The following is a 20,089-nucleotide window of genomic DNA, read 5'->3' on the forward strand; positions in this document are numbered from 1 at the left end:
CGTGCGGTCCCGGCGTGCCGTGCTGGTCGTGCTCGTCGAGCGGGTCGTGCGAGCGCACCGCCGGGCGCCCCCGCGGAGGGGGCGCCCGGCGGTGCGGCCGTGCGCGTCAGGCGCGCGGCTTCTCGCGCATCTCGTACGTCTCGATGACGTCGTCGACCCGGATGTCGTTGAACGACCCGAGGCCGATACCGCACTCGAAGCCCTCGCGGACCTCGGTGGCGTCGTCCTTGAACCGGCGCAGCGAGTGGATCGCGAGGTCGTTGCCGTGCACGACGCCGTCGCGCAGCAGCCGCGCCCGCGCGTTGCGCCGCACCTCGCCGGTCCGCACGAGGCAGCCGGCGATGTTGCCGAACTTCGAGGAGCGGAAGACCTCGCGCACCTCGGCGGTGCCGAGCTGCACCTCCTCGAACTCCGGCTTGAGCATGCCCTTGAGCGACTGCTCGACCTCGTCGATCACCGCGTAGATGACCGAGTAGAACCGCAGGTCGACGCCCTCGCGCTCGGCCAGCTCCGCGACCCGCGGGGCGGGGCGCACGTTGAAGCCGACGATGATCGCGTTGTCGACCGTCGCGAGGTTGACGTCGTTCTGGGTGATGGCGCCGACGCCGCGGTGGATGATCCGCAGCGCGACCTCGTCGCCGACGTCGATCTTGAGCAGCGCCTCCTCCAGCGCCTCGACCGAGCCGGACCCGTCGCCCTTGATGATGAGGTTGAGGTTGTCGACCTTGCCCTCCGCCAGGGCGGCGGTGAGGTCCTCGAGGCTGATGCGCTTGCGGCGCTTGGCCAGGAGGGCGGCGCGCTCGGACGCCTCGCGGCGCTCGGCGATCTGCCGGGCCGTGCGGTCGTCGGACGCGACGATGAACGTGTCGCCGGCGCCGGGGACCTGCGTGAGGCCCAGCACCTGCACCGGGCGGGACGGGCCCGCCTCGGAGACGTTCTCGCCGCGCTCGTCGAGCATGGCGCGCACGCGGCCGTGGGCGCCGCCGGCGACGATCGCGTCGCCGACCCGCAGCGTCCCCGACTGCACGAGCACCGTGGCCACGGAGCCGCGGCCCTTGTCGAGGTGGCCCTCGATGGCGACGCCGCGCGCGTCCTTGTCCGGGTTGGCCCGCAGGTCCAGCGCCGCGTCCGCCGTGAGGAGGACCGCGTCGAGGAGCCCGTCGATGTTCTGGTTCTCCCGGGCGGAGACGTTGACGAACATCGTGTCGCCGCCGTAGTCCTCGGCGACGAGGTTGTACTCGGTCAGCTGCTGCTTGACCTTGTCCGGGTTGGCGCCGTCCTTGTCGATCTTGTTGACCGCGACGACGATCGGGACGCCGGCCGCCTGGGCGTGGTTGAGCGCCTCGACGGTCTGCGGCATGACGCCGTCGTCGGCCGCCACGACGAGCACGACGATGTCGGTGACGTCGGCGCCGCGGGCGCGCATGGCGGTGAACGCCTCGTGGCCCGGGGTGTCGATGAAGGTGATGGCGCGGTCCTCGCCCTCGTGCTCCTTCACCACCTGGTAGGCGCCGATGGCCTGCGTGATGCCGCCGGCCTCGCCCGAGACGACGTCCGCCGAGCGGATGGCGTCGAGCAGGCGCGTCTTGCCGTGGTCGACGTGGCCCATGACGGTCACGACCGGCGGGCGCGCCTCCAGGACGTCGTCGCCCTCGCCCTCGAGCTCGCCCGCGAGGTCGATGTCGAAGTCGGCGAAGAGCTCGCGCTCCTCCTCCTCCGGCGAGACGAGCTGGATGTCGTAGCCCAGCTCGGAGCCGAGGAGCTTGAAGGTGTCCTCGTCGAGGGACTGCGTGGCCGTGGCCATCTCGCCGAGGTGGAAGAGCACCGTCACGAGGCTCGCGGGGTTTGCGTCGATGCGCTCCGCGAAGTCCGTCAGGGTCGCGCCCTGGCGGATGCGGATGACCGTCGAGCCGTCGCCGCGGGGGACGCTGACGCCGCCGACCGACGGCGCCTGCATCGCCTCGTACTCCTGGCGCTTCGCGCGCTTGCTCTTGCGCCCGCGGACGGGACGGCCGCCGCTGCGGCCGAAGGCGCCCGCGGTGTTGCCGCGACCGCCGCCGCGGCCGCGGAAGCCGCCGCCGCCGGGGGGGCCACCGGGGCCACCGCCGGGACGACCGCCCGCACCGGGACGACCGCCCGCGCCGGGACGACCGCGCGCCGGGGCGCCGGGGCGCCCGACCGTGGAGCGTCCGGGCATCATGCCCGGGTTCGGGCGGGGGCCGCCGGGGCCCGCCGCGCCACCGGGCCGGGGCGCCGGACGGGGGCCACCGGGGCGGTCGCCCGCACCGGCCGCCGCGCCGGCGCCGGCTGCGCCGCCGGGGCGGGGACCGCCGCCGCGGGGCATGCCCTGGCTCGTGGCGAAGGGGTTGTTGCCGGGGCGAGGGGCGCCCGGACGGGGGCCACCGGCGCCGCCGCGCTCACCGCCGCCGGGACGCGCGCCGGCCTCGGGGCGCTCGCCCTGGCCGGGGCGACCGCCGGGGCGCGGCATGCCCTGGCTCGTGGCGAAGGGGTTGTTGCCCGGCCGCGTGGGGCCGCCGGGGCGGGCGCCGGGCGCGGGACGACCGGTCCCCCGGTCGCCACCGCGGTCGGACGGGCGCTCGCCGGAGCGGGCCGCCGGCGCCTGGGGCGCCTGCGGGGCCGGGCGGGCGGGGCCGGGGCGGGCGCCCGGCGTCGGGGCACCGCCCTCGGGGCGCTGGCCGGAACGGGCTGCGGGCGCCTCGGGGACCTGCGGGGCCGGCGCGGCGGGGGCCTGCGGCCCGGGGCGCGCGGGGGCCTGCGGGCCCGGGGACGGGGACGGCGCGGACGCCGCGGGGCGCTGGGTCTGCGGACCCGGCGTCGGGGCAGGACCGGACGGGCGCGGCGCCGCGGGGGCGTCGTCACGGCCGGCGGACGGGCCCGGGGTCGCCGGGGAGGCGGCCGGGCGCGCGGGGCCCGGACGGGCCGCGGTGCTGCGGCTCCCGCCCGAGGGCTTCTGGCTGGTGCTGGGGGCGCCCGCGCCGTCAGCGGCGGGGAACGCGTCCTTCAGGCGTCGGACGACGGGAGCCTCGACGGTCGACGACGCCGACCGGACGAACTCGCCCATCTCCTGGAGCTTGGCCAGGACGACCTTGCTCTCCACGCCGAGATCCTTCGCGATCTCGTGGACCCGGGGCTTTGCCACATCTCTCCTGTCCTGGCCCGGGCCTCAGGCAGGCACGAGCCGATCTACGTACGGGGGGTGCTCATCGCTGGGAGCTCATCGGGTGCCCATCAGATGCCGACCCGCTCTCGATCTCGTCCGTCGTCCCGGTGGTGCTGCTCCCGCCTCGACGGGGGTCTCGCGCGTCGTCCGGGGTTCCGACGCACCCGACCATGGTGCCACCTCCGCGGGGCGGCGCCGCACAGCAGTGCCGCGGACGGCTCCGCCACCGGGCGGGAGGGGGGCGACGAGCGCACGCAGGCGACCCGTCGAGGGGTGCAGCGCCGCCCGGGCCCGCCTTCTTCCCGCCGCCGCGGGCCGGGCCGTGCCGAGCGCCGACGCGGGTCGGCGGTCGACGGTGGTGAGCGGCCCGCGGGTCAGCGGTCGACGGCGAGGTGCGCCTCGACGGCCGAGGCGTCCACCGGGGCCCCGGTGCGCAGGGCCCGCGGCAGCGCCCGGCGCCGCAGGGCCAGGGCGAGGCACGCCGGGTCGGGGTGCAGCCACGCGCCCCGGCCGCCGAGCCGGCGCCGCGGGTCGGGGACGACGGCGACGGGTGCGGGCGGTCCCGCGCGTCGCGGCCCCGCGTCCGGCACCGTGCCCGAGCCCGCGGCCGCGCCGGGGCCACCGCCCGGGCTCGCCGTCTCCCCGCGCTCCGCGGGCGGACGGGCGACGGCGAGCCGCAGGAGCTCGTCGGCGGACGTCGTCGTGCGGCAGCCCACGCACGTCCGCTGCGGACGGGCGGCGGGGGCCGACCCGGCGTCGACCGGCCGCGTCACCCGCGCGGGTCGCGCGGCGGTCGGCCGCCCCCGTCGCGCGGGCCCGCGCCGCGGGGCCCGCCGTCGCGGGGGGCTCCGGTGCGGGGGGCTCCGGTGCGGGGAGCGCCCGTCCGGGGCGCACCGGTGCGGGGGCCACCCGTGCGCGGCGCCCCCGGGCGCCCGGCCCCGCCGCGCGGGTCGCGCTCGGGCGTGCGCGGGCCGCCCCGCAGCGGCTCGCGGCGCACCGACGGGTCGACCGGCGGCGGCTCGGGCGCGGTGTCGCTGCGGATGTCGATGCGCCAGCCCGTCAGCCGGGCGGCCAGGCGGGCGTTCTGGCCCTCCTTGCCGATGGCGAGCGACAGCTGGTAGTCCGGCACGACGACGCGGCAGGCGCGCGCCTCCCGGTCGACGACCTCGACGCTCGAGACCCGCGCCGGCGACAGGGCGGCGGCCACGAAGCGGGCCGGGTCGTCGTCCCAGTCGACGATGTCGATCTTCTCCTCGCGCAGCTCGGCCATGACCGCGCGGACCCGCTGGCCCATGGGCCCGATGCACGCGCCCTTGGGGTTGAGCCCGGCGACGTGGCTGCGGACGGCCACCTTGGTGCGGTGACCGGCCTCCCGGGCCAGCGCCACGATCTCGACGTGCCCGTCGGCGATCTCCGGGACCTCCAGGGCGAAGAGCTTCCGGACGAGGTCGGGGTGCGTGCGCGAGAGCGTGATCGACGGGCCCTTCGTGCCGCGCCGCACCGACACGACGAGGGCCCGCACGCGCGAGCCGTGCGGGTAGGACTCCCCCGGCACCTGCTCGGCCGGCGGCATGACGCCCTCGACCGCGCCGAGGTCGACGTGGACGACGGAGCGGTCGCGCCCCTGCTGCACGAGGCCCGAGATGACGTCGCCCTCGCGGCCCTGGAACTCCCCCAGCACGGCGGCGTCCTCGGCCTCCCGCAGGCGCTGGAAGATCACCTGGCGCGCCGTCGAGGTGGCGACGCGGCCGAAGCCGGTGGGGGTGTCGTCGTACTCGCGCGCGGGCGGCGGCGGGGGCGGCGGCTCCTCGCCCTCGGCCACCTCGGGTGCCGGGGGCTGCGGCTCGCGCGCCCACACGGTCACCCGCCCGGACTTCCGGTCCAGCTCGACCCGTGCCCGCGGCGCGGAGCCGGGGGTGCGCTGGTAGGCCAGCAGCAGCGCGTTCTCGATGGCGCCCACGAGGACGTCGAGGGGGATCTCCCGCTCGCGCTCCAGCGCCCGCAGCGCCGCCATGTCGATGTCCATCAGGGCCTGTCCTCGTCCTGCTCGTCGTCCGTCTCGTCCAGGTCGCCGTCGCCGTCGACGCCGTCGTCCGTGTCGTCGTCCGCGTCGTCGTCCGCGTCGTCGTCCGCGTCGTCGTCCGCGTCGTCGTCGGGCTGACCCTCGGGGCGGCGGAACTCCACCTGCACCGCGCCCGCCCCGAGGCGGTCCCAGGGCACCGTCGTCCGCTCGCCGTCGACGTCGAGGACGACGCCGTCGTCGCCCGCCTCGACGACGCGCCCCGTGGTCCGGCGCGCCGCGCCGTCCTCGCCGGTGACGTCGACGGCGACCAGCCGCGTGCGCGCGCGCCGCCAGTGGCGGCGCTCGGTGAGGGGGCGGTCGACGCCGGGGCTGCCCACCTCGAGCAGGTACGGCTGCTCCCCGAAGGCGCCGGCGTCGTCGAGGGCGGTCGAGACCGAGCGGCTCACCTCGGCGACGCGCTCGTGGGGCACGGCGCCGACGGCGTCCTCCGGCAGGTCCACGGTGACCCGGACGACGCGGCGGCGACCCGCCGGCGTGACGCTCACGCCCTCGAGGTGCAGCCCGGCCCGCGCGACGACGGGCTCCAGGACCTCGGTCAGCTCGGCCGGCCTGCTGGGGGCGCTGCTCGCCACGTCGTCCTCCGTGTCCAGTTGTGCGTCTCGTCGGTCGGGGGCGCGCACCGCGCGCCCGGTGCACCGGCCGGACGAGGAGCGTAGCCGCCGCGCCCGCGGCGCCCGACCCCCGCGTGGCAGCATCGCGGGCGTGCCGCGCCGACCCCCCGCCCGGCTCCCGACCCGGCCCCCCGAGCAGCTCACGGCGCCGTGGACGAGCCGGCGCGCCGTGCTCCGGGCCGCCGGGCTCGCGGCGCTCGCGGCGCCGCTCGCCGGCTGCGGCGCGCTCGCCGACCTGCGGGACGTGCGCGTCGACCCGGACTGGCCGGGCTCCCCGGCGCCGCCGGTCCCCGACGCCGACGAGCGGGCCCGTCGTGCGGCGGCCACGAGCGCCCGGGACCTCGCCGCACGGGCCCTCGGCACCGTCCCCGCCGACCTCCCCGCCGCGGACGCCGGGGCGCGCGCGCTGGCGGAGGTCGTGGCCGCCTGCGCCGTCCACCTCGAGCAGCTGGACGGCGCTCCCACCGCCACGGGGACCGCCGCCCCGAGCGGGCCGCCGTCGGCGCCCGGCGCGGCTGCGGGTCCCGACGCAGCGAGCGGGACGGGAGGCGACGCCGGGGCGCTGGTCGACGCCCTCGCCGCCGCGGCCCGGGGGGCGGGCGACGACCTCGCCGGCACCTCGCCGGGCCTCGCCCGGCTGCTCGCGTCGGTCGCGGCCTCGCGCGCACTGCTCGCACGGCAGCTGGCCGCGGCCGTGGGCGCGCCGGAGCCCGCGCTCCCGCCGCTGCCCGCCGTCAAGGGGAACGCGAGCACGACGGACGGCGAGGAGCCGGCCGCCCAGGACTCTCAGGACACCGAGGAGGCGGGCGGCGGCGACGCCTCCCCCGCCGGGCCCGCCGACCCCGCGGACGCGGCGGGAGCCGGCCTCGTCCGCGTGGCCGCCGGGGCGCTGGCGGCCTCGCGCGCCGCGGAGGTGGCCGCGGCGTCGCTCGACGGCGGGCGGCGCGAGCGGGCCCTCTCCCTGCGCGACGCCCTGGCGCGGGAGGCCGCGGCCCTGGGCCCCGCGATCGCGGCGTCCGGGGCCGAGCCGCCGGTCCCGGAGGCCGGCTACGCGCTGGCCTCCCCGGTGCGCGGCCCGCAGGACGCGGCGGCGCTCGTCGTCCTCGTGCTCGACCGGCTGGCCGCCACGGCGCTGGGCGCCGTCGCGGAGCTGCCCGGCGACCGGCGCGCGCTGGCGGCCGACGTCCTCCTCCGGTCGGCGGCCGCCGCCGGGGCGTGGCGGCCGTCGCCCGACCCGGCGGCCCTGGCGCTGCCCGGCACCTCGGCGCCCTGACGACGGGCCCGCCGCTCCCCCCTCGCGCCTCCCGGCGTCCCTACGCGAGGCCGAGCACGTCGGCGCCCAGGCGCAGCACCAGCGCGGAGACGACGACGAGGAAGACGACGCGCACGAAGCGGCTCCCCCGGGCGACGGCGGTGCGGGCGCCGACGTAGCCCCCGAGGACGTTGGCGGCGGCCATGAGGAGCCCCAGCCCCCAGACGACGTGCCCCTGCGGGGCGAAGACGAGCAGGGCGCCGAGGTTGGTGGCGACGTTGACGACCTTCGCCGTCGCCGTCGCCCGCAGGAAGGCGAGCCCGAGCACGCCGACGAGCGCGAACACGAGAAAGGTGCCCGTGCCCGGCCCCAGCAGGCCGTCGTAGGCGCCGAGGACGGCGCCGAGCACCGCGGCCGCGGCGACCTCGCGGGCGCCGTGGAGGCGCTGGGTCGTCGTCTCCCCGAGCCGGGGCCTGGCCACCACGACGACGAGGACGACGAGGAGCGCGGCGAGCACCAGCGGCTCGAGCGCCGCCCCCGGCAGGGACGACGCCAGCGCGGCGCCGCCGGCCGCCCCCGCCAGCGCCAGGAGCGCCATGGGGACGGCGGTGCGCACCGAGGGCCGAGCGGTCGGTGGCGCGTGCCGCAGGTAGGTCGCGGCGCTGACGCTCGTGCCGGCGATGCCGGCGAGCTTGTTCGTCGCCAGAGCCTGCACGGGCGCGATGCCGGGCACGAGGAGCAGCGCCGGGAGCTGGACGAGCCCGCCGCCGCCGACGACGGCGTCGACCCACCCCGCCGTGGCGGCCGCGAGGACCAGGAGGAGCACCGTGCCCAGCGCGAGGTCGGTGACCCTCAGCGGTCCGCCGGTCGCGGCCGCCGCCGGGGCGCCCGCGAGCAGGCCCGGCAGGGCGACGACCGGCGGGAGAGGGCTCGCGAGGGCGCTCAGGAGCCGTCGCCGACGGCGGCGGCCCCGTGCGTGCCGAGGCCCTCCCCGCGCACGGCCGCGAGGACCGCGCCGGTCGTGGAGCCGCCCACGGCGACCTCCGCGACCTCACCGGTGCGGCGGTCCTCGAGCTCGACGACCCCGTCCGCGAGCCGCTTCCCCACGCGGACGACGTACGGCATGCCGAGGAGCTCGGCGTCCTTGAACTTCACGCCCGGGGAGACCTTCGGGCGGTCGTCGAGGAGGACGTCGAGGCCCGCGGCCACGAGGTCCGCGGACAGCTGCTCGGCGTAGGCGACGACGTCCTCGCCCTTGCCGGCCGCGACGACGTGCACCTGCGCGGGCGCGACCGCTGCCGGCCACACGAGGCCCTTGTCGTCCGCGCCCTGCTCGGCGACGGCGGCGAGGGCGCGGCTGACCCCGATGCCGTAGGAGCCCATCGTCACGACGACCTGCTTGCCGTTCTCGTCGAGGACGGTCAGGCCGAGCGCCTCGGCGTAGCGACGGCCCAGGGCGAAGATGTGGCCCATCTCCATGCCGCGGGCCAGCTCCAGCGGGCCGGAGCCGTCGGGCGCCGGGTCACCGCCGCGCACCTCCGCGGCCTCGACGACGCCGTCGGCCGTGAAGTCCCGGCCCGCCACGAGGTCGAGGACGTGGTGGCCGTCCGCGTCCGCGCCGGTGACCCACCGGGTGCCGTCGACCACGCGCGGGTCGAGCAGGTAGCGGATCGTCGAGGGCGCCCGCTCGCCGTCCTCGCCCAGCGGCGCGTTCGGCCCGAGGACGCCGGGGCCGAGGTAGCCCTTGACCACCTCGGGGTGCGCGGCGAAGTCCGCGGCCTCGAAGGGCGCGACGGTCGCCGGGGCGAGCGCGGCCTCGAGGCGCGTCGTGTCGACCTCGCGGTCGCCGGGCAGGCCGACGGCGAGGGGCTCGCGGCGCCCGTCGGGGTGCACGACGACGACGAGGACGTTCTTCAGCGTGTCGGCACCCGTCCAGGGGCGGCCCTCGCGCGGGTGCTCGGCCTGCAGGTGGGCCACGAGCGTCTCGATCGTCGGCGTCCCCGGCGTGTCCTCGACGTGCGCGGCGGGCAGCCCCTCGAACGGCACGGCGTCGGGCACGGGGGTCGTCACGGCCTCGACGTTGGCGGCGTAGCCGCCCGGCGAGCGCACGAAGGTGTCCTCGCCGACCGGCGTCGGGTGGAGGAACTCCTCCGACATCGAGCCGCCCATGGCCCCGGACATCGCCTTGACGGCGACGACCTCGAGCCCGAGGCGGGCGAAGACGCGCAGGTAGGCCTCGCGCTGGCGGGCGTAGCTGCGCTCGAGCCCGGCGTCGTCGACGTCGAAGGAGTAGGCGTCCTTCATGACGAACTCGCGCCCGCGCAGCAGCCCCGCCCGGGGCCGCGCCTCGTCGCGGTACTTCGTCTGCACCTGGTAGGCCATGAGCGGCAGGTCCTTGTACGAGGAGTACAGGTCCTTCACGAGCAGCGTGAAGACCTCCTCGTGCGTCGGGGCGAGCAGGTAGTCGCCCTGCTTGCGGTCCTTCAGCCGGAAGATGCCGTCGCCGTACTCCGTCCAGCGACCCGTCGCCTCGTAGGGCTCGCGCGGCAGCAGCGCCGGGAAGAGGACCTCCTGGCCGCCGATGGCGTCCATCTCCTCGCGCACCACGCGCTCGACGTTGCGCAGGACCCGCAGGCCCAGCGGCAGCCACGTGTAGATGCCGGGAGCGGCCCGGCGGATGTAGCCCGCCCGCACGAGGAGCCGGTGGCTCGCGACCTCGGCCTCCGCGGGGTCCTCCCGCAGGGTCCGGACGAACAGGGACGACATCCGCAGCAGCACGGGGCGAGGCTACTGCCGCCGGGGCGTGCGCCCGACGTCCCGCCGGACGGGCGGTGGACCCGGAGGCAGGGGTCCCACCGGCCGGGGGGTGAGCAGGAGGGCCGGCTCAGAAGAGGACGGTCGCCAGCGTCCCGGCGCGGGAGAAGCCGGCGCGGCGGTAGGCCGCGACCGCCGCGGTGTTGAAGTCGTTGACGTACAGGCTCACCGCCACGGGCGAGGCGTCCCGGGCGAGGGCGGCGACGGCGGCGGTGCCCGGCGCCGCCAGGCCCTGCCCCCGCAGCGCCGGGTCGACGTAGACGCCCTGCACCTGCACGGCGCGCGACGAGACCGCCCCGAGCTCGGCCTTGAAGGCGGTGCGCACGCGCCCCGGCCCCGTCAGCGGCGCCCCCGGCTCCAGCGGCCGCAGCTCCGCGCCCTCGCCGGCGTCGAGGCGCAAGAAGGAGCGCCCGGCGGCCACGAGCTCGGCGACCCGCGCCCGGTAGGCCCGGCCGCCGTCCCAGGCCACCGGCGAGTAGCCGACCTCCTCGGTGAACATCGCCACGCAGGCCGGGACGAGGACGTCGAGGTCGTCGGACCGCGAGCGCCGCACCAGCGGGTCGGGCGCGACGGCGGGCGGCCCGTCGAGGACGAGCAGCGGCTGGCAGCGCCGGACCTCCCGCGCGCGCCCCCAGGACGGCGCCAGGCGCTCCCACATCCCGAGCGCCGCGTCCGCGGGCCCGACGATGGACGAGCACCGCCGCCCCTGCTGGCGGGCCCGGGCGGCGAAGGCGTCGACGGCGCGCTCGTCGGCCTCGACCGGCACGAGGTTGGCCCCCGACCAGCAGGCCGCCTCGAGCCGTCCGGGCGCCCCGAGGCCCCAGACCTCCCCGCCGAGGCGCCGCGGGGAGAGCCCCGCCGCCTCGACGCGCCCCGCGACGAAGACGTTGGCCACCGGGTCGCGGTCGCACAGCTCGAGCAGCTCGTCCCGGTCGGCGTCGTCGAGCACCCTCGCCCCGGTCCGCAGCACGGCCTCATCCCACCACCTCGCCGGGGCCCGCGCAGGACTCCCCGGCACGACGCGCAGGGGACGTGCGGCAGGGCGCGCAAGGCAGGACGCGCCGGGCAGGACGCGCCGGGGAGGGCGCGCAGGGCAGGGCGCGATCGGCGCGGGCCTCAGGCCAGCGGGCCCCCGCGCTCGGCCACGGACGCCAGGAGCCGGTCGAGCACGGCACCGCCGCTGGCGCGCAGGCCGTCGTGCTGCCACTCGTTGGTGACCCAGACGTCGCACCGCCCGAGCGCCCGGGCGGTGGCCAGGGAGATGTCGACGTCGACGTAGAGGTCGTCGTGGTAGGCCAGCGCCGCCACCGGCACCTCGTTCGCGGCCAGCACCTCGGGCTCGTAGAGCGGGCCCCAGTCGTCGGCCGCGTGGAGCAGCTCGGTCGCGCCGCGGAAGGGCCGCAGGGCCGCCGTCTCCTCCACCTGCCACGGGTAGGTCATCTCCCCCAGCAGCCCGAGGTGGCGCGCGGACGGCTCCAGCTCGGGCGGCAGCAGCCGCTGCGCCGCCCACGCCGTCGGCCCCTGGCCCAGCAGCGGCCCCTGCGCGTAGATCGACTCGTGCAGCACGACGTAGAGGGGCCCGTCGGCGTGGCTCGTGCGCTCCTCGACGGCCGCGAGGAACGACGGCGCCAGCGGCCCGTCGGGCGCCGGACCGTGCTCGTCGTAGGAGGGTCCGTCGCGGAACGCCTCGTCGAGGAGCCAGTGGAGGTCGTCCGACCCGTCCCCGCGCCCGAGCGCGATGCCGAGCGACTGCAGGCGGCGCGTCGTCAGCCGGTCGCCCGACGGCAGGCGCACGTCCTCGGCGTCCAGCCGGTCGGCGAGCGCGTCGAGCAGGTCCGCGTCCCCGGGGAAGCGGGCCAGGTGGCGGGCGTTCCGGTCGAGCACGCGCGGGTAGGTGGCCGCGTAGACGTCGTCCGCCGTCGCCGTCAGCCCGGCGAGGCCCCCCGTGACGTAGCAGGCGGCCAGGCCGTGCGGCGCCCGCGACAGGTAGGTCAGCGTGACGAAGCCGCCGTAGCTCTGCCCCAGGCTCTCCCAGCGCCGGCCGCCGTAGACGGCGTGGCGCACGTGCTCGGCGTCGGCGACGACCGCGTCGGCCCGGTGGTGGCGCAGGTGCTCGGCGAGCGCGGCGTCGCCCTCGGGCGTGCCCGCGCCGAGCTCGGCCGCCCGCGAGGCGTCGACGCGCGTGCTGCGTCCCGTGCCCCGCTGGTCGAGCAGGACGACGCGGTGCGTCCGCGTCGCCCGCGCCAGCCAGCCCTGGCCGGGCACGGGCCGCGGGCTCTTGCCCCCGGGGCCGCCCTGCAGGAAGAGCAGGAGCGGCAGGTCCTCGCCCTCACGGCGGACGTCGACGACCTCGCGCGCCAGCACCTGCAGCGTGGGCCCCGGGTCGGCGGCCGGCACGGGCCCCGACGCCGGGACGGGGCGGCCGGGGCCGCCCCGCTCCCCCAGGTCCCACCGCAGCGGCACGTCGACGACGTGGTCGGTGACGGCGAGCCCCCGCAGGAGGGTCCGGGTCGACGAGCGCAGCGGCACGCTCAGCCCACGCTGACGCTCGGGGCGCCGGCCGCGGCCGGCCCGGCGGCGTCGCCCGCGGGCTCGCCCATCTCCTCGGCCAGGCGCTCGGCCTCGGCGATGAGGGTCTCGACGATCTGGTCCTCCGGCACGGTCCTGATGACCTCGCCCTTGACGAAGATCTGCCCCTTGCCGTTGCCCGACGCCACGCCGAGGTCGGCCTCGCGGGCCTCGCCCGGCCCGTTGACGACGCAGCCCATGACGGCCACGCGCAGCGGCACGGTCATGCCCTCGAGCCCGGCGGTCACCTGGTCGGCCAGCGTGTAGACGTCGACCTGGGCGCGCCCGCACGACGGGCAGGACACGATCTCGAGCTTGCGGGGCCGCAGGTTCAGCGACTCGAGGATCTGGTTGCCGACCTTGACCTCCTCGGCCGGCGGCGCGGACAGCGACACCCGGATCGTGTCGCCGATGCCCTGGGACAGGAGCGCCCCGAAGGCCGTCGCCGACTTGATCGTGCCCTGGAACGCCGGCCCCGCCTCGGTCACGCCGAGGTGCAGCGGCCAGTCGCCCCGCTCGGCGAGCAGCTGGTAGGCGCGCACCATGACGACGGGGTCGTTGTGCTTGACGGAGATCTTGAAGTCGTGGAAGTCGTGCTCCTCGAACAGCGACGCCTCCCACACGGCCGACTCCACCAGCGCCTCGGGCGTCGCCTTGCCGTGCTTCTCCATGATCCGTCGGTCGAGCGACCCGGCGTTGACGCCGATGCGGATGCTCACGCCGGCGTCCTTGGCCGCCTTGGCGATGGAGCCCACCTGGTCGTCGAACTTGCGGATGTTGCCGGGGTTCACCCGGACCGCCGCGCAGCCCGCGTCGATCGCGGCGTAGACGTACTTCGGCTGGAAGTGGATGTCCGCGATCACCGGGATCTGCGACTTCTGGGCGATCGCCGGCAGCGCGTCCGCGTCGTCCTGGCTCGGGCACGCGACGCGGACGATGTCGCAGCCCGTCGCCGTCAGCTCCGCGATCTGCTGCAGCGTCGCGTTGATGTCCGTCGTCGGCGTCGTCGTCATCGACTGCACGCTCACGGGCGCGTCCCCGCCGACGTCGACCGTCCCGACCTTGATCTTGCGGCTCTTCCGCCGCGGGGCCAGCACCGGCGGCGGCGGGGCGGGCATGCCGAGGGACACGGGCACCGAGGGGCTCATGCCCCCGAGTATCCCCCCGCGCGACGACGCGCCGCGAGGCGCCCGGGCTCCCGCGCACGACCGGCGACCAGCACCCGCGCGGCGGGACGGTCGGGCGTCGCACGGCCGGGTCCGCGCCGACCGCCGGGGTCTCGACGGGCACTGGCGACGCGCCCGGTGGTCACCCGCCGCCGTGGTCCGGGCGCTGCCTGACGTGCCCGCCGAGCCCCCACCGCTCGACGCTCGCACGCTCGCCCACCCGGCCAGGGCGCCGGTCGCGGGGAGGCGGTGACGCACACGGGGCGCGGGCCGGGTGGCTCCGCGGGCACGTCAGGCGAGCAGCGTGGCCGGGGCGTGAGCCCCGACCGCGCGCGGAGCCAGTGCCCGTGGAGGCACCCGGGTCGCGCCCTCCCGACCACGCGACGACCGCGGACCACCCCGACACCTGACCCAGCAGCTCGCGCGCGCGACCACCGCCCCCGGCGAGGAGCCGCGCGGACGGTCCGGAGGTCGGGCTCAGCCCAGCAGCGAGATGGGCCGGACGATGTCGGCGTAGAGCAGCAGCAGCGACATGACGACGAGGGCGCCGGAGACGACGTAGACGACCGGCATCGCGCGGGCGACGTCGACGGGGCCGGGGTCGGCTCGGTGGCGCAGGCGCGCCACCTGGCGGCGCAGGCCCTCCCAGAGGGCGCCGGCGACGTGGCCGCCGTCGAGGGGCAGCAGCGGGACGAGGTTGAAGACGAAGAGCGCCACGTTGAGGCCGCCGAGGACGCCGAGGAGCCCGGCGACGCGGTCGGTGACGTCGAACTGGTCGATGGCGGCGAACTCGCCCGACAGGCGGCCGACGCCGACGATGCCGATGGGACCCTCGGGGTCGCGCGGAGCGCTGCCGAAGGCCGCCTGCGCGACCTCGACCATGCGCAGCGGCAGGGTGAGGACGACGCGGCCGACGGCCACGACCTGGTCGGCGACGACGCCGGGGACCGCCGTCACGGGCTGGGCGACGCGCTCGGAGACGGGGGTGATGCCGACGAAGCCGGCCTCCTCGGTGAGCACCGCGCCGCCGTCGCCGACGACCGGGGCGCCGCCCGGGTCCAGCCGCGGCACCTGCGTGGCGATCGGCGTGATGGTGAGGTCGACCTGCCGGCCGTCGCGCTCGACGACGAGCGGGACGGCGCGGCCGGCGGCGTCGCGGATGTCGGCGCGCAGCGCGTCCCAGCCGTCGACGGGGCGGCCGTCGAAGGCGACGACCTCGTCGCCGGGCAGGACGCCCGCCGCGGCGGCGGGGGTCGGCGGCGCGTCGGCGGGGCAGGCGGTCGCGGTCGACGTCGCGGGCAGCACGCACTCGCTGACGGTCTGCACGCGCGTCGTGGGGGCGAACGCGGTGCCGATCGTCGTCGTCAGCACGCCGAGGAGCACGACGGCGATGAGGAGGTTCATCGCCGGGCCGCCGAGCATGATCACGACGCGCTTCGCCACGGGCAGGCGAAAGAAGGCGCGGTGGGCGTCCTCGGGGCCGACCTCCTCGGCGGAGAGGCGGCGGGCGTCGTCGGCGAGGGTCTGGAAGATGCCCGTGGAGGACTCGCGGACGACCGAGGGGTCCTCCCCGCGGCGCGGGGGGAACATCCCGACCATGCGGATGTAGCCGCCGAGGGGCAGCGCCTTGACGCCGTACTCGGTCTCCCCGCGCCGGCGCGACCAGACGGTGGGGCCGAAGCCGACCATGTACTGGGTCACCTTGACGCCGAAGCGCTTGGCGGGCAGCAGGTGGCCGACCTCGTGCAGGCCGATGGAGGCGGCGAGCCCGAGGGCGAAGACGAGGACGCCGAGGACCACGAGGGCGACGGCGGCCGGGCCCCAGGTGATGGTGAGCCCGGTCCCCTCCGCGGCGGACGCCACGACCGGCAGGGCGCTCACCGGCGCGCCCCCGCCCCGTCCGGCGCCAGCACCTCGCAGGCGCGGGCGCGGGCCCAGCGCTCGGCGGCCAGGACGTCGTCGAGGGTGAGCTCGTCGGCGGTCGTGCCGCCCGCCACGTCGGGCGCCGCGGCGGACTCCTCGACGACCCGGGCGACGGTGTCGACGATGCTCGTGAAGCGGGTGCGGCCGGCGAGGAAGGCCTCGACGCACTCCTCGTTCGCGGCGTTGTAGACCGCGGGCGCGGCGCCGCCCGCGGACCCGACGGCGCGGGCGAGGCGGACGGCGGGGAAGGCGTCGTCGTCGAGGGGCTCGAAGTCCCAGGACTGCGCCCGGGTCCAGTCGCAGCCGGGCCCGGCGTCGACGACGCGCTCGGGCCACCCGAGGCCGAGCGCGATGGGGATGAGCATGCTCGGCGGGGAGGCCTGGGCCAGCGTGGCGCCGTCGACGAACTCCACCATCGAGTGCACGAGCTGCTGGGGGTGGACGACGACGTCGACCCGCTCCATGGGGACGCCGAAGAGCAGGTGCGCCTCGACGACCTCGAGGCCCTTGTTGACGAGCGTGGCGGAGTTCGTCGTGATGACGCGGCCCATGGCGAAGTTCGGGTGGGCCAGGGCCTGCTCGGGCGTCACCCCCTCGAGGCGCTCGCGGCTCCAGCCGCGGAAGGGTCCGCCGCTGGCGGTGAGGACGAGGCGGCGCACCTCGTCGGCGCGCCCTCCGCGCAGGCACTGGGCGATCGCCGAGTGCTCGGAGTCGACGGGCACGACGGCCCGCGCCATCCCGCCGGCCCGGGCCGCGGCCGCGAGCACGAGCGGCCCGCCGACGACGAGGGACTCCTTGTTGGCGAGCGCGAGGACGGCGCCCTCGGCGGGGCCGCCGGGGGCGGCGGCCTCGAGCGCGGCGAGGGAGGGCGCCAGGCCGACGCTGCCCGTGATGCCGTTGAGGACGACGTCGGCGGGCAGCGCCGCAGCCCGCTCGACCGCGCCCCCGCCCGCGTCGAGGGAGGGGCCCCACCTGCTGAGGCCCGCGGCCCGGGCGGCGTCGGCGAGGTGCTCGCGCAGCGCGGGCAGGGCGCGCTCGTCGGCGACGGCCACGTGCTCGACCCGAGCGGCCACGGCCTGGCGGGCCAGCAGGGCCGGGTCCGAGCCGCCGGCCGCCAGGGCGACGACCCGGAAGCGCTCCGGCGCGGAGGCCACGACCTCGAGCGCCTGGACGCCGATCGAGCCGGTGGAGCCGAGGACGACGACGCGTCGCGGCCCGCTGGTCGGCGGTGACGTCGGGGAGCTCACGCCGCGATGGTGCCACCGCCGTCTGACGGCTCCCCGCGAGCACGCTGGGCGGACGTCGCGACGCCGGACGACGGCCGCGGGCGGGTCACTCGATCGGGTGACGTCGTGATCGTTCCGTGACCTGGGGTTCCGGCGGGGACGTCATCGACCTAGCGTCGACGGCCCAGCGGCGCTCCCGCGCGGCGGCCGGGTCCGGACGACCCGGTGGTCGGGGCCGCCCCTCAGCGAGCACGTCGGAAGGGCCTCTCCCATGACGCAGCGCACCTCCTCCCCCCGCCGGTCCCGGACAGCGGTCGGCGCGGGCCTCGCGGCCCTGCTCCTCGGCGCCCCGGCCTCCGCCGCGGCCGTGACCGGCGCGCCCGCGGCCCCGGTGGCGGGGGCCGCCGCGACGGGCGTCGACACGGCCGACGAGCGCCGCGCCGTCGTCGACCGCTGGACCCCGGAGCGGATGCGGGCCGCCGTCCCCGGCTCCTCGCTCGTGGAGGAGGCCGACGCCCGGCGCCACCTCGAGGAGGCGGCCAGCGACGTGCTCGCCGGGGCGCCCGAGGTGGTCGACGGGCTGCCCGGCGCCGCGGGCCGCGCCGCGGGAGGCCTGCTCGCCGCCCCGACGGCCGACGCGACCGGCGTCCCCTGGACGGGTGGGGGCCAGGTCGTCGACACGACGGGCAAGGTCTTCTTCACCCTCGGCGGGGTCGACTACGTGTGCTCCGCGAGCTCGGTCGCCGCGGACAACCTGTCCGCCGTCCTCACCGCCGGCCACTGCGTCTTCGGCGAGGGCGAGTACGCGACGGACTTCGTCTTCGTCCCCGGCTACGACGAGGGGACCGCCCCGCACGGCGTCTGGACGGCCCGGGCGCTCGTCACGACGCCGCAGTACGAGGCGTCGGAGGACCTGGACTTCGACGTGGCCTTCGCGGTGCTGTCCCCCGTCGCGGGGCGGCCGCTGGCCGACGTCGTCGGCGCCCAGGGCATCGCCTTCGGGCAGCCGCGCGGCGAGCGCACGCACGCCTTCGGCTACCCGGCCGCGGCGCCCTACGACGGAGAGAGCCTGCACTTCTGCAGCGGCACGGCGCGGCCCGACACCCTGGGCGGCAGCGCCGACCAGGGCCTCACGTGCGCGATGACGGGCGGCTCGAGCGGCGGGCCCTGGTACTCGGGCTTCGACGAGGCCACGGGGACGGGGACCACGACCTCGCTCAACAGCTTCGGCTACGTCGTCGACCTGACGACGATGTACGGCCCCTACTTCGGCGCGCAGGCGCAGGAGACGTACGAGGTGGCCTCGGCGTCCTGACACCGGGGTCCTCGCACGGACGTCGTGGGCACCTCGCACCGGAGGTCCGTGCCGCGGCAGGCTCTGCCCCGTGGCACGGACCTCCTGCACGAGCACCGCGTCGTGAGCGACCCCGCCGACGAGCCGCCCGCAGGACCGGTGCGTCCCTCGCGCGCCCGGGCGGCGGAGGGGGGCGCGCCGTGGACGCCCGAGCGCCGGGCGGCCGCCCGCCCGCGGTCGGTGGCGCGAGAGGTGCCCCACCCCGAGGGCGGCGACGTCGTCGTCCGCGACGCCACCGCCGAGGACGCCGCGGCCTGCGCCGCCCTGTACGCCCCGTACGTGCTCGCCACGGCGGCGACCTTCGAGACCGAGCCGCCCGACGCCGCCGAGACGGCGCGGCGCATCGCGGCGTCGCAGCGCGGGCACGCCTGGCTGGTGCTCGTGGACGGCGAGGAGGTCCTCGGCGAGGCCCACGCCACGCCGTTCCGGCCCCGCCCGGCCTACCGGTGGACGTGCGAGACGACCGTCTACCTCGCGCCGGGGGCCACCGGCCGGGGCCTCGGCCGACTCCTCTACGGCGCGCTGCTCGAGCGCCTCGCCGGGCGGGGGCTGCTCACGGCGACGGCCGTCGTCGCCCTGCCCAACCCGGCCAGCGAGGCGCTGCACGCGGCCCTCGGCTTCGCCCCGGTGGGCACCGTCGCGCGCGCGGGCTGGAAGCTCGGGGCCTGGCGCGACGTCGCCTGGTACCAGCGCCCGCTCGGGGAGGGCCCGCGCGAGGGGGTCTCCCCGGTCGAGCCCTCCTGAGGCGCCGGGTCGGCCCAGGAGGTCGGCCAGGGGGTCGGCCGGGGCGCGCCTCAGGCCCGGGGCAGGGGTGCGACGACACCGTCCCGCGGACGGCGCGGGGCCGGGGGCGGGGCCGGGGCCGGCGCACCGGGCGGCTCGGCCGGCGCCACCCCGTCCCGGCCCGCCGCCTTGGCGCGGTAGAGGGCCGCGTCCGCCGCGCGGTACAGGCCCGCCAGGTCGCGGGCGTGCTCGGGCGCATGGGCGACGCCGACGCTGACGGTCGCCGCGACGCTCGCGCCCGTCGATCCTCCCGTGGTGAGCGGGCTCTCCCGCACCCGCGCGACGACCTCCCGGGCGCACCGCAGGGCGTCCCGCTCGCTCGTCCCGGGCAGCAGGACGGCCAGCTCGTCGCCGCCGAGCCGGCTGACGACGGCCGACGCGGGCACCGCCTCGTGGACCAGCCGCCCGAGGTGCACGAGCAGGGCGTCGCCCACCGGGTGGCCGTGCGTGTCGTTGACCGCCTTGAAGCGGTCGACGTCGACGAGCACGAGCGCCGTGCCCGCGTCGGCGTCCGCCGACGTCAGCGCACAGGCCGCCGCGTCGTCGAGGACCCGACGGGTGACGAGGCCCGTGAGGGGGTCGACGGCCGCCTGGCGGCGCAGCTCCTCGACGAGGGCGTCGGTCCGCTGGTGCGCGCGGGCGAGGACCCCGGTGAGCGCGACGGCGACGGCTCCCACGTAGGCGCTGTCGGTGAGCGCCTCCTCGAGCGGCAGGAGCGAGGTCGTCGTCACGAGCTCGCCGACGACGGCGGCCACCGTGACGACCCACGCCCCGGGCGGGCGCAGGTGGGTCGCCGCGACGAGCACGGGGAGCAGGAAGAAGACCTGCCCGGCCGTCGTGGCGTCGCGGGTGAGCAGGTCGAGGCCGGTCACGAGGCCGACGGAGGCCAGCGGCACCGCGCCGTGGACCCACCGGGGCGCCCGGTGCGGGGCGGCAGCCAGCGCCGCCGACCCGCCGAGCAGCACCAGGACCACCCCGGCGACGGCCCACAGGGTCCACCCTGGTGGAGGCCGCAGGGCCGTGTAGGCGCCCAGCACCACGGCGGCCAGGACCAGGACGGCCCGCAGCGCGCGCAGCGACGCCCGCTCGTCGCGGGGGGAGAAGACGGTCACCCTCTCGCCATCGACC

14 protein-coding genes and 1 pseudogene are annotated in these 20,089 nt (G+C 78.0%); 3 read left to right on the forward strand and 12 right to left on the reverse strand.

The features are described from left to right. Nucleotides 1-106: 106 nt before the first annotated feature. The 4 genes and pseudogenes from infB to rimP form a co-directional block, all read right to left on the reverse strand. Nucleotides 107-3,160: a translation initiation factor IF-2 gene (gene infB / locus WDV85_RS00850; RefSeq protein ID WP_339568827.1), complete on the reverse strand. Its 3,054-nt coding sequence runs from the start codon at nucleotides 3,158-3,160 to the stop codon at nucleotides 107-109. Between the two features lie 395 nt (nucleotides 3,161-3,555). Then, nucleotides 3,556-3,897 (reverse strand): DUF448 domain-containing protein, encoded by a 342-nt coding sequence (locus tag WDV85_RS00855; RefSeq protein ID WP_339568828.1) that lies wholly within the window; start codon nucleotides 3,895-3,897, stop codon nucleotides 3,556-3,558. 308 nt (nucleotides 3,898-4,205) lie between these two features. After that, a pseudogene (gene nusA, locus WDV85_RS00860) lies at nucleotides 4,206-5,207 on the reverse strand (transcription termination factor NusA); the annotation flags it as partial. Next, nucleotides 5,207-5,959 (reverse strand): ribosome maturation factor RimP, encoded by a 753-nt coding sequence (gene rimP / locus WDV85_RS00865; RefSeq protein ID WP_445263137.1) that lies wholly within the window; start codon nucleotides 5,957-5,959, stop codon nucleotides 5,207-5,209. The pseudogene nusA and the gene rimP, both read right to left, overlap by 1 nt. Before the next feature lie 7 nt (nucleotides 5,960-5,966). Between rimP and WDV85_RS00870 the strand changes: the two genes are divergently transcribed. Further along, complete coding sequence (locus WDV85_RS00870; RefSeq protein ID WP_339568831.1) at nucleotides 5,967-7,148, forward strand: DUF4439 domain-containing protein; 1,182 nt, start codon at nucleotides 5,967-5,969, stop codon at nucleotides 7,146-7,148. A 40-nt stretch (nucleotides 7,149-7,188) separates the two neighbouring features. On the opposite strand, the gene WDV85_RS00875 is transcribed toward WDV85_RS00870, so the two are convergent. From WDV85_RS00875 to dxr, 7 genes are all read right to left on the reverse strand, one after another. Beyond that, entirely contained in the window at nucleotides 7,189-7,962 is a 774-nt protein-coding gene (locus WDV85_RS00875) for a TSUP family transporter (protein WP_445263159.1), read from the reverse strand. Nucleotides 7,963-8,069: 107 nt separating this feature from the next. Next, a complete protein-coding gene (locus tag WDV85_RS00880; protein WP_339568833.1) occupies nucleotides 8,070-9,905 on the reverse strand; it encodes a proline--tRNA ligase in 1,836 nt (611 codons plus the stop codon). A gap of 106 nt (nucleotides 9,906-10,011) precedes the next feature. Next, nucleotides 10,012-10,911, reverse strand: coding sequence for a GNAT family N-acetyltransferase (locus tag WDV85_RS00885; protein ID WP_339568834.1), 900 nt, complete (start codon nucleotides 10,909-10,911; stop codon nucleotides 10,012-10,014). A gap of 146 nt (nucleotides 10,912-11,057) precedes the next feature. Beyond that, nucleotides 11,058-12,470 carry an alpha/beta fold hydrolase gene (locus tag WDV85_RS00890; RefSeq protein ID WP_339568835.1) on the reverse strand — a complete coding sequence of 471 codons (1,413 nt, stop codon included), beginning with the start codon at nucleotides 12,468-12,470 and terminating at the stop codon, nucleotides 11,058-11,060. Nucleotides 12,471-12,472: 2 nt separating this feature from the next. Continuing rightward, nucleotides 12,473-13,627: a flavodoxin-dependent (E)-4-hydroxy-3-methylbut-2-enyl-diphosphate synthase gene (gene ispG, locus WDV85_RS00895; protein WP_445263160.1), complete on the reverse strand. Its 1,155-nt coding sequence runs from the start codon at nucleotides 13,625-13,627 to the stop codon at nucleotides 12,473-12,475. A 525-nt stretch (nucleotides 13,628-14,152) separates the two neighbouring features. After that, entirely contained in the window at nucleotides 14,153-15,547 is a 1,395-nt protein-coding gene (locus tag WDV85_RS00900; protein WP_445263161.1) for a M50 family metallopeptidase, read from the reverse strand. A gap of 5 nt (nucleotides 15,548-15,552) precedes the next feature. Further along, complete coding sequence (dxr, locus tag WDV85_RS00905) at nucleotides 15,553-16,845, reverse strand: 1-deoxy-D-xylulose-5-phosphate reductoisomerase (RefSeq protein WP_339568837.1); 1,293 nt, start codon at nucleotides 16,843-16,845, stop codon at nucleotides 15,553-15,555. Nucleotides 16,846-17,095: 250 nt separating this feature from the next. On the opposite strand from dxr, the gene WDV85_RS00910 reads away from it, so the two are divergent. Next, entirely contained in the window at nucleotides 17,096-18,139 is a 1,044-nt protein-coding gene (locus tag WDV85_RS00910; RefSeq protein WP_339568838.1) for a trypsin-like serine peptidase, read from the forward strand. Nucleotides 18,140-18,241: 102 nt separating this feature from the next. Next, nucleotides 18,242-18,922, forward strand: coding sequence for a GNAT family N-acetyltransferase (locus WDV85_RS00915; protein ID WP_339568839.1), 681 nt, complete (start codon nucleotides 18,242-18,244; stop codon nucleotides 18,920-18,922). Nucleotides 18,923-18,972: 50 nt separating this feature from the next. Here the strand turns inward: WDV85_RS00915 and WDV85_RS00920 are convergent, their stop codons facing one another. Further along, a complete protein-coding gene (locus WDV85_RS00920) occupies nucleotides 18,973-20,073 on the reverse strand; it encodes a GGDEF domain-containing protein (protein WP_339568840.1) in 1,101 nt (366 codons plus the stop codon). Nucleotides 20,074-20,089 lie beyond the last annotated feature (16 nt).

The organism is Pseudokineococcus sp. 5B2Z-1 (assembly GCF_037482305.1).
Lineage (GTDB): Bacteria > Actinomycetota > Actinomycetes > Actinomycetales > Quadrisphaeraceae > Pseudokineococcus.

Bases quoted from the DNA above. Each gene is read 5' to 3' on its own strand.
- ispG (WP_445263160.1), bottom strand. From the start codon at position 13,627: ATGCCCGCCCCGCCGCCGCCGGTGCTGGCCCCGCGGCGGAAGAGCCGC.
- WDV85_RS00910 (WP_339568838.1), top strand. From the start codon at position 17,096: ATGACGCAGCGCACCTCCTCCCCCCGCCGGTCCCGGACAGCGGTCGGC.
- rimP (WP_445263137.1), bottom strand. From the start codon at position 5,959: ATGCTGCCACGCGGGGGTCGGGCGCCGCGGGCGCGGCGGCTACGCTCC.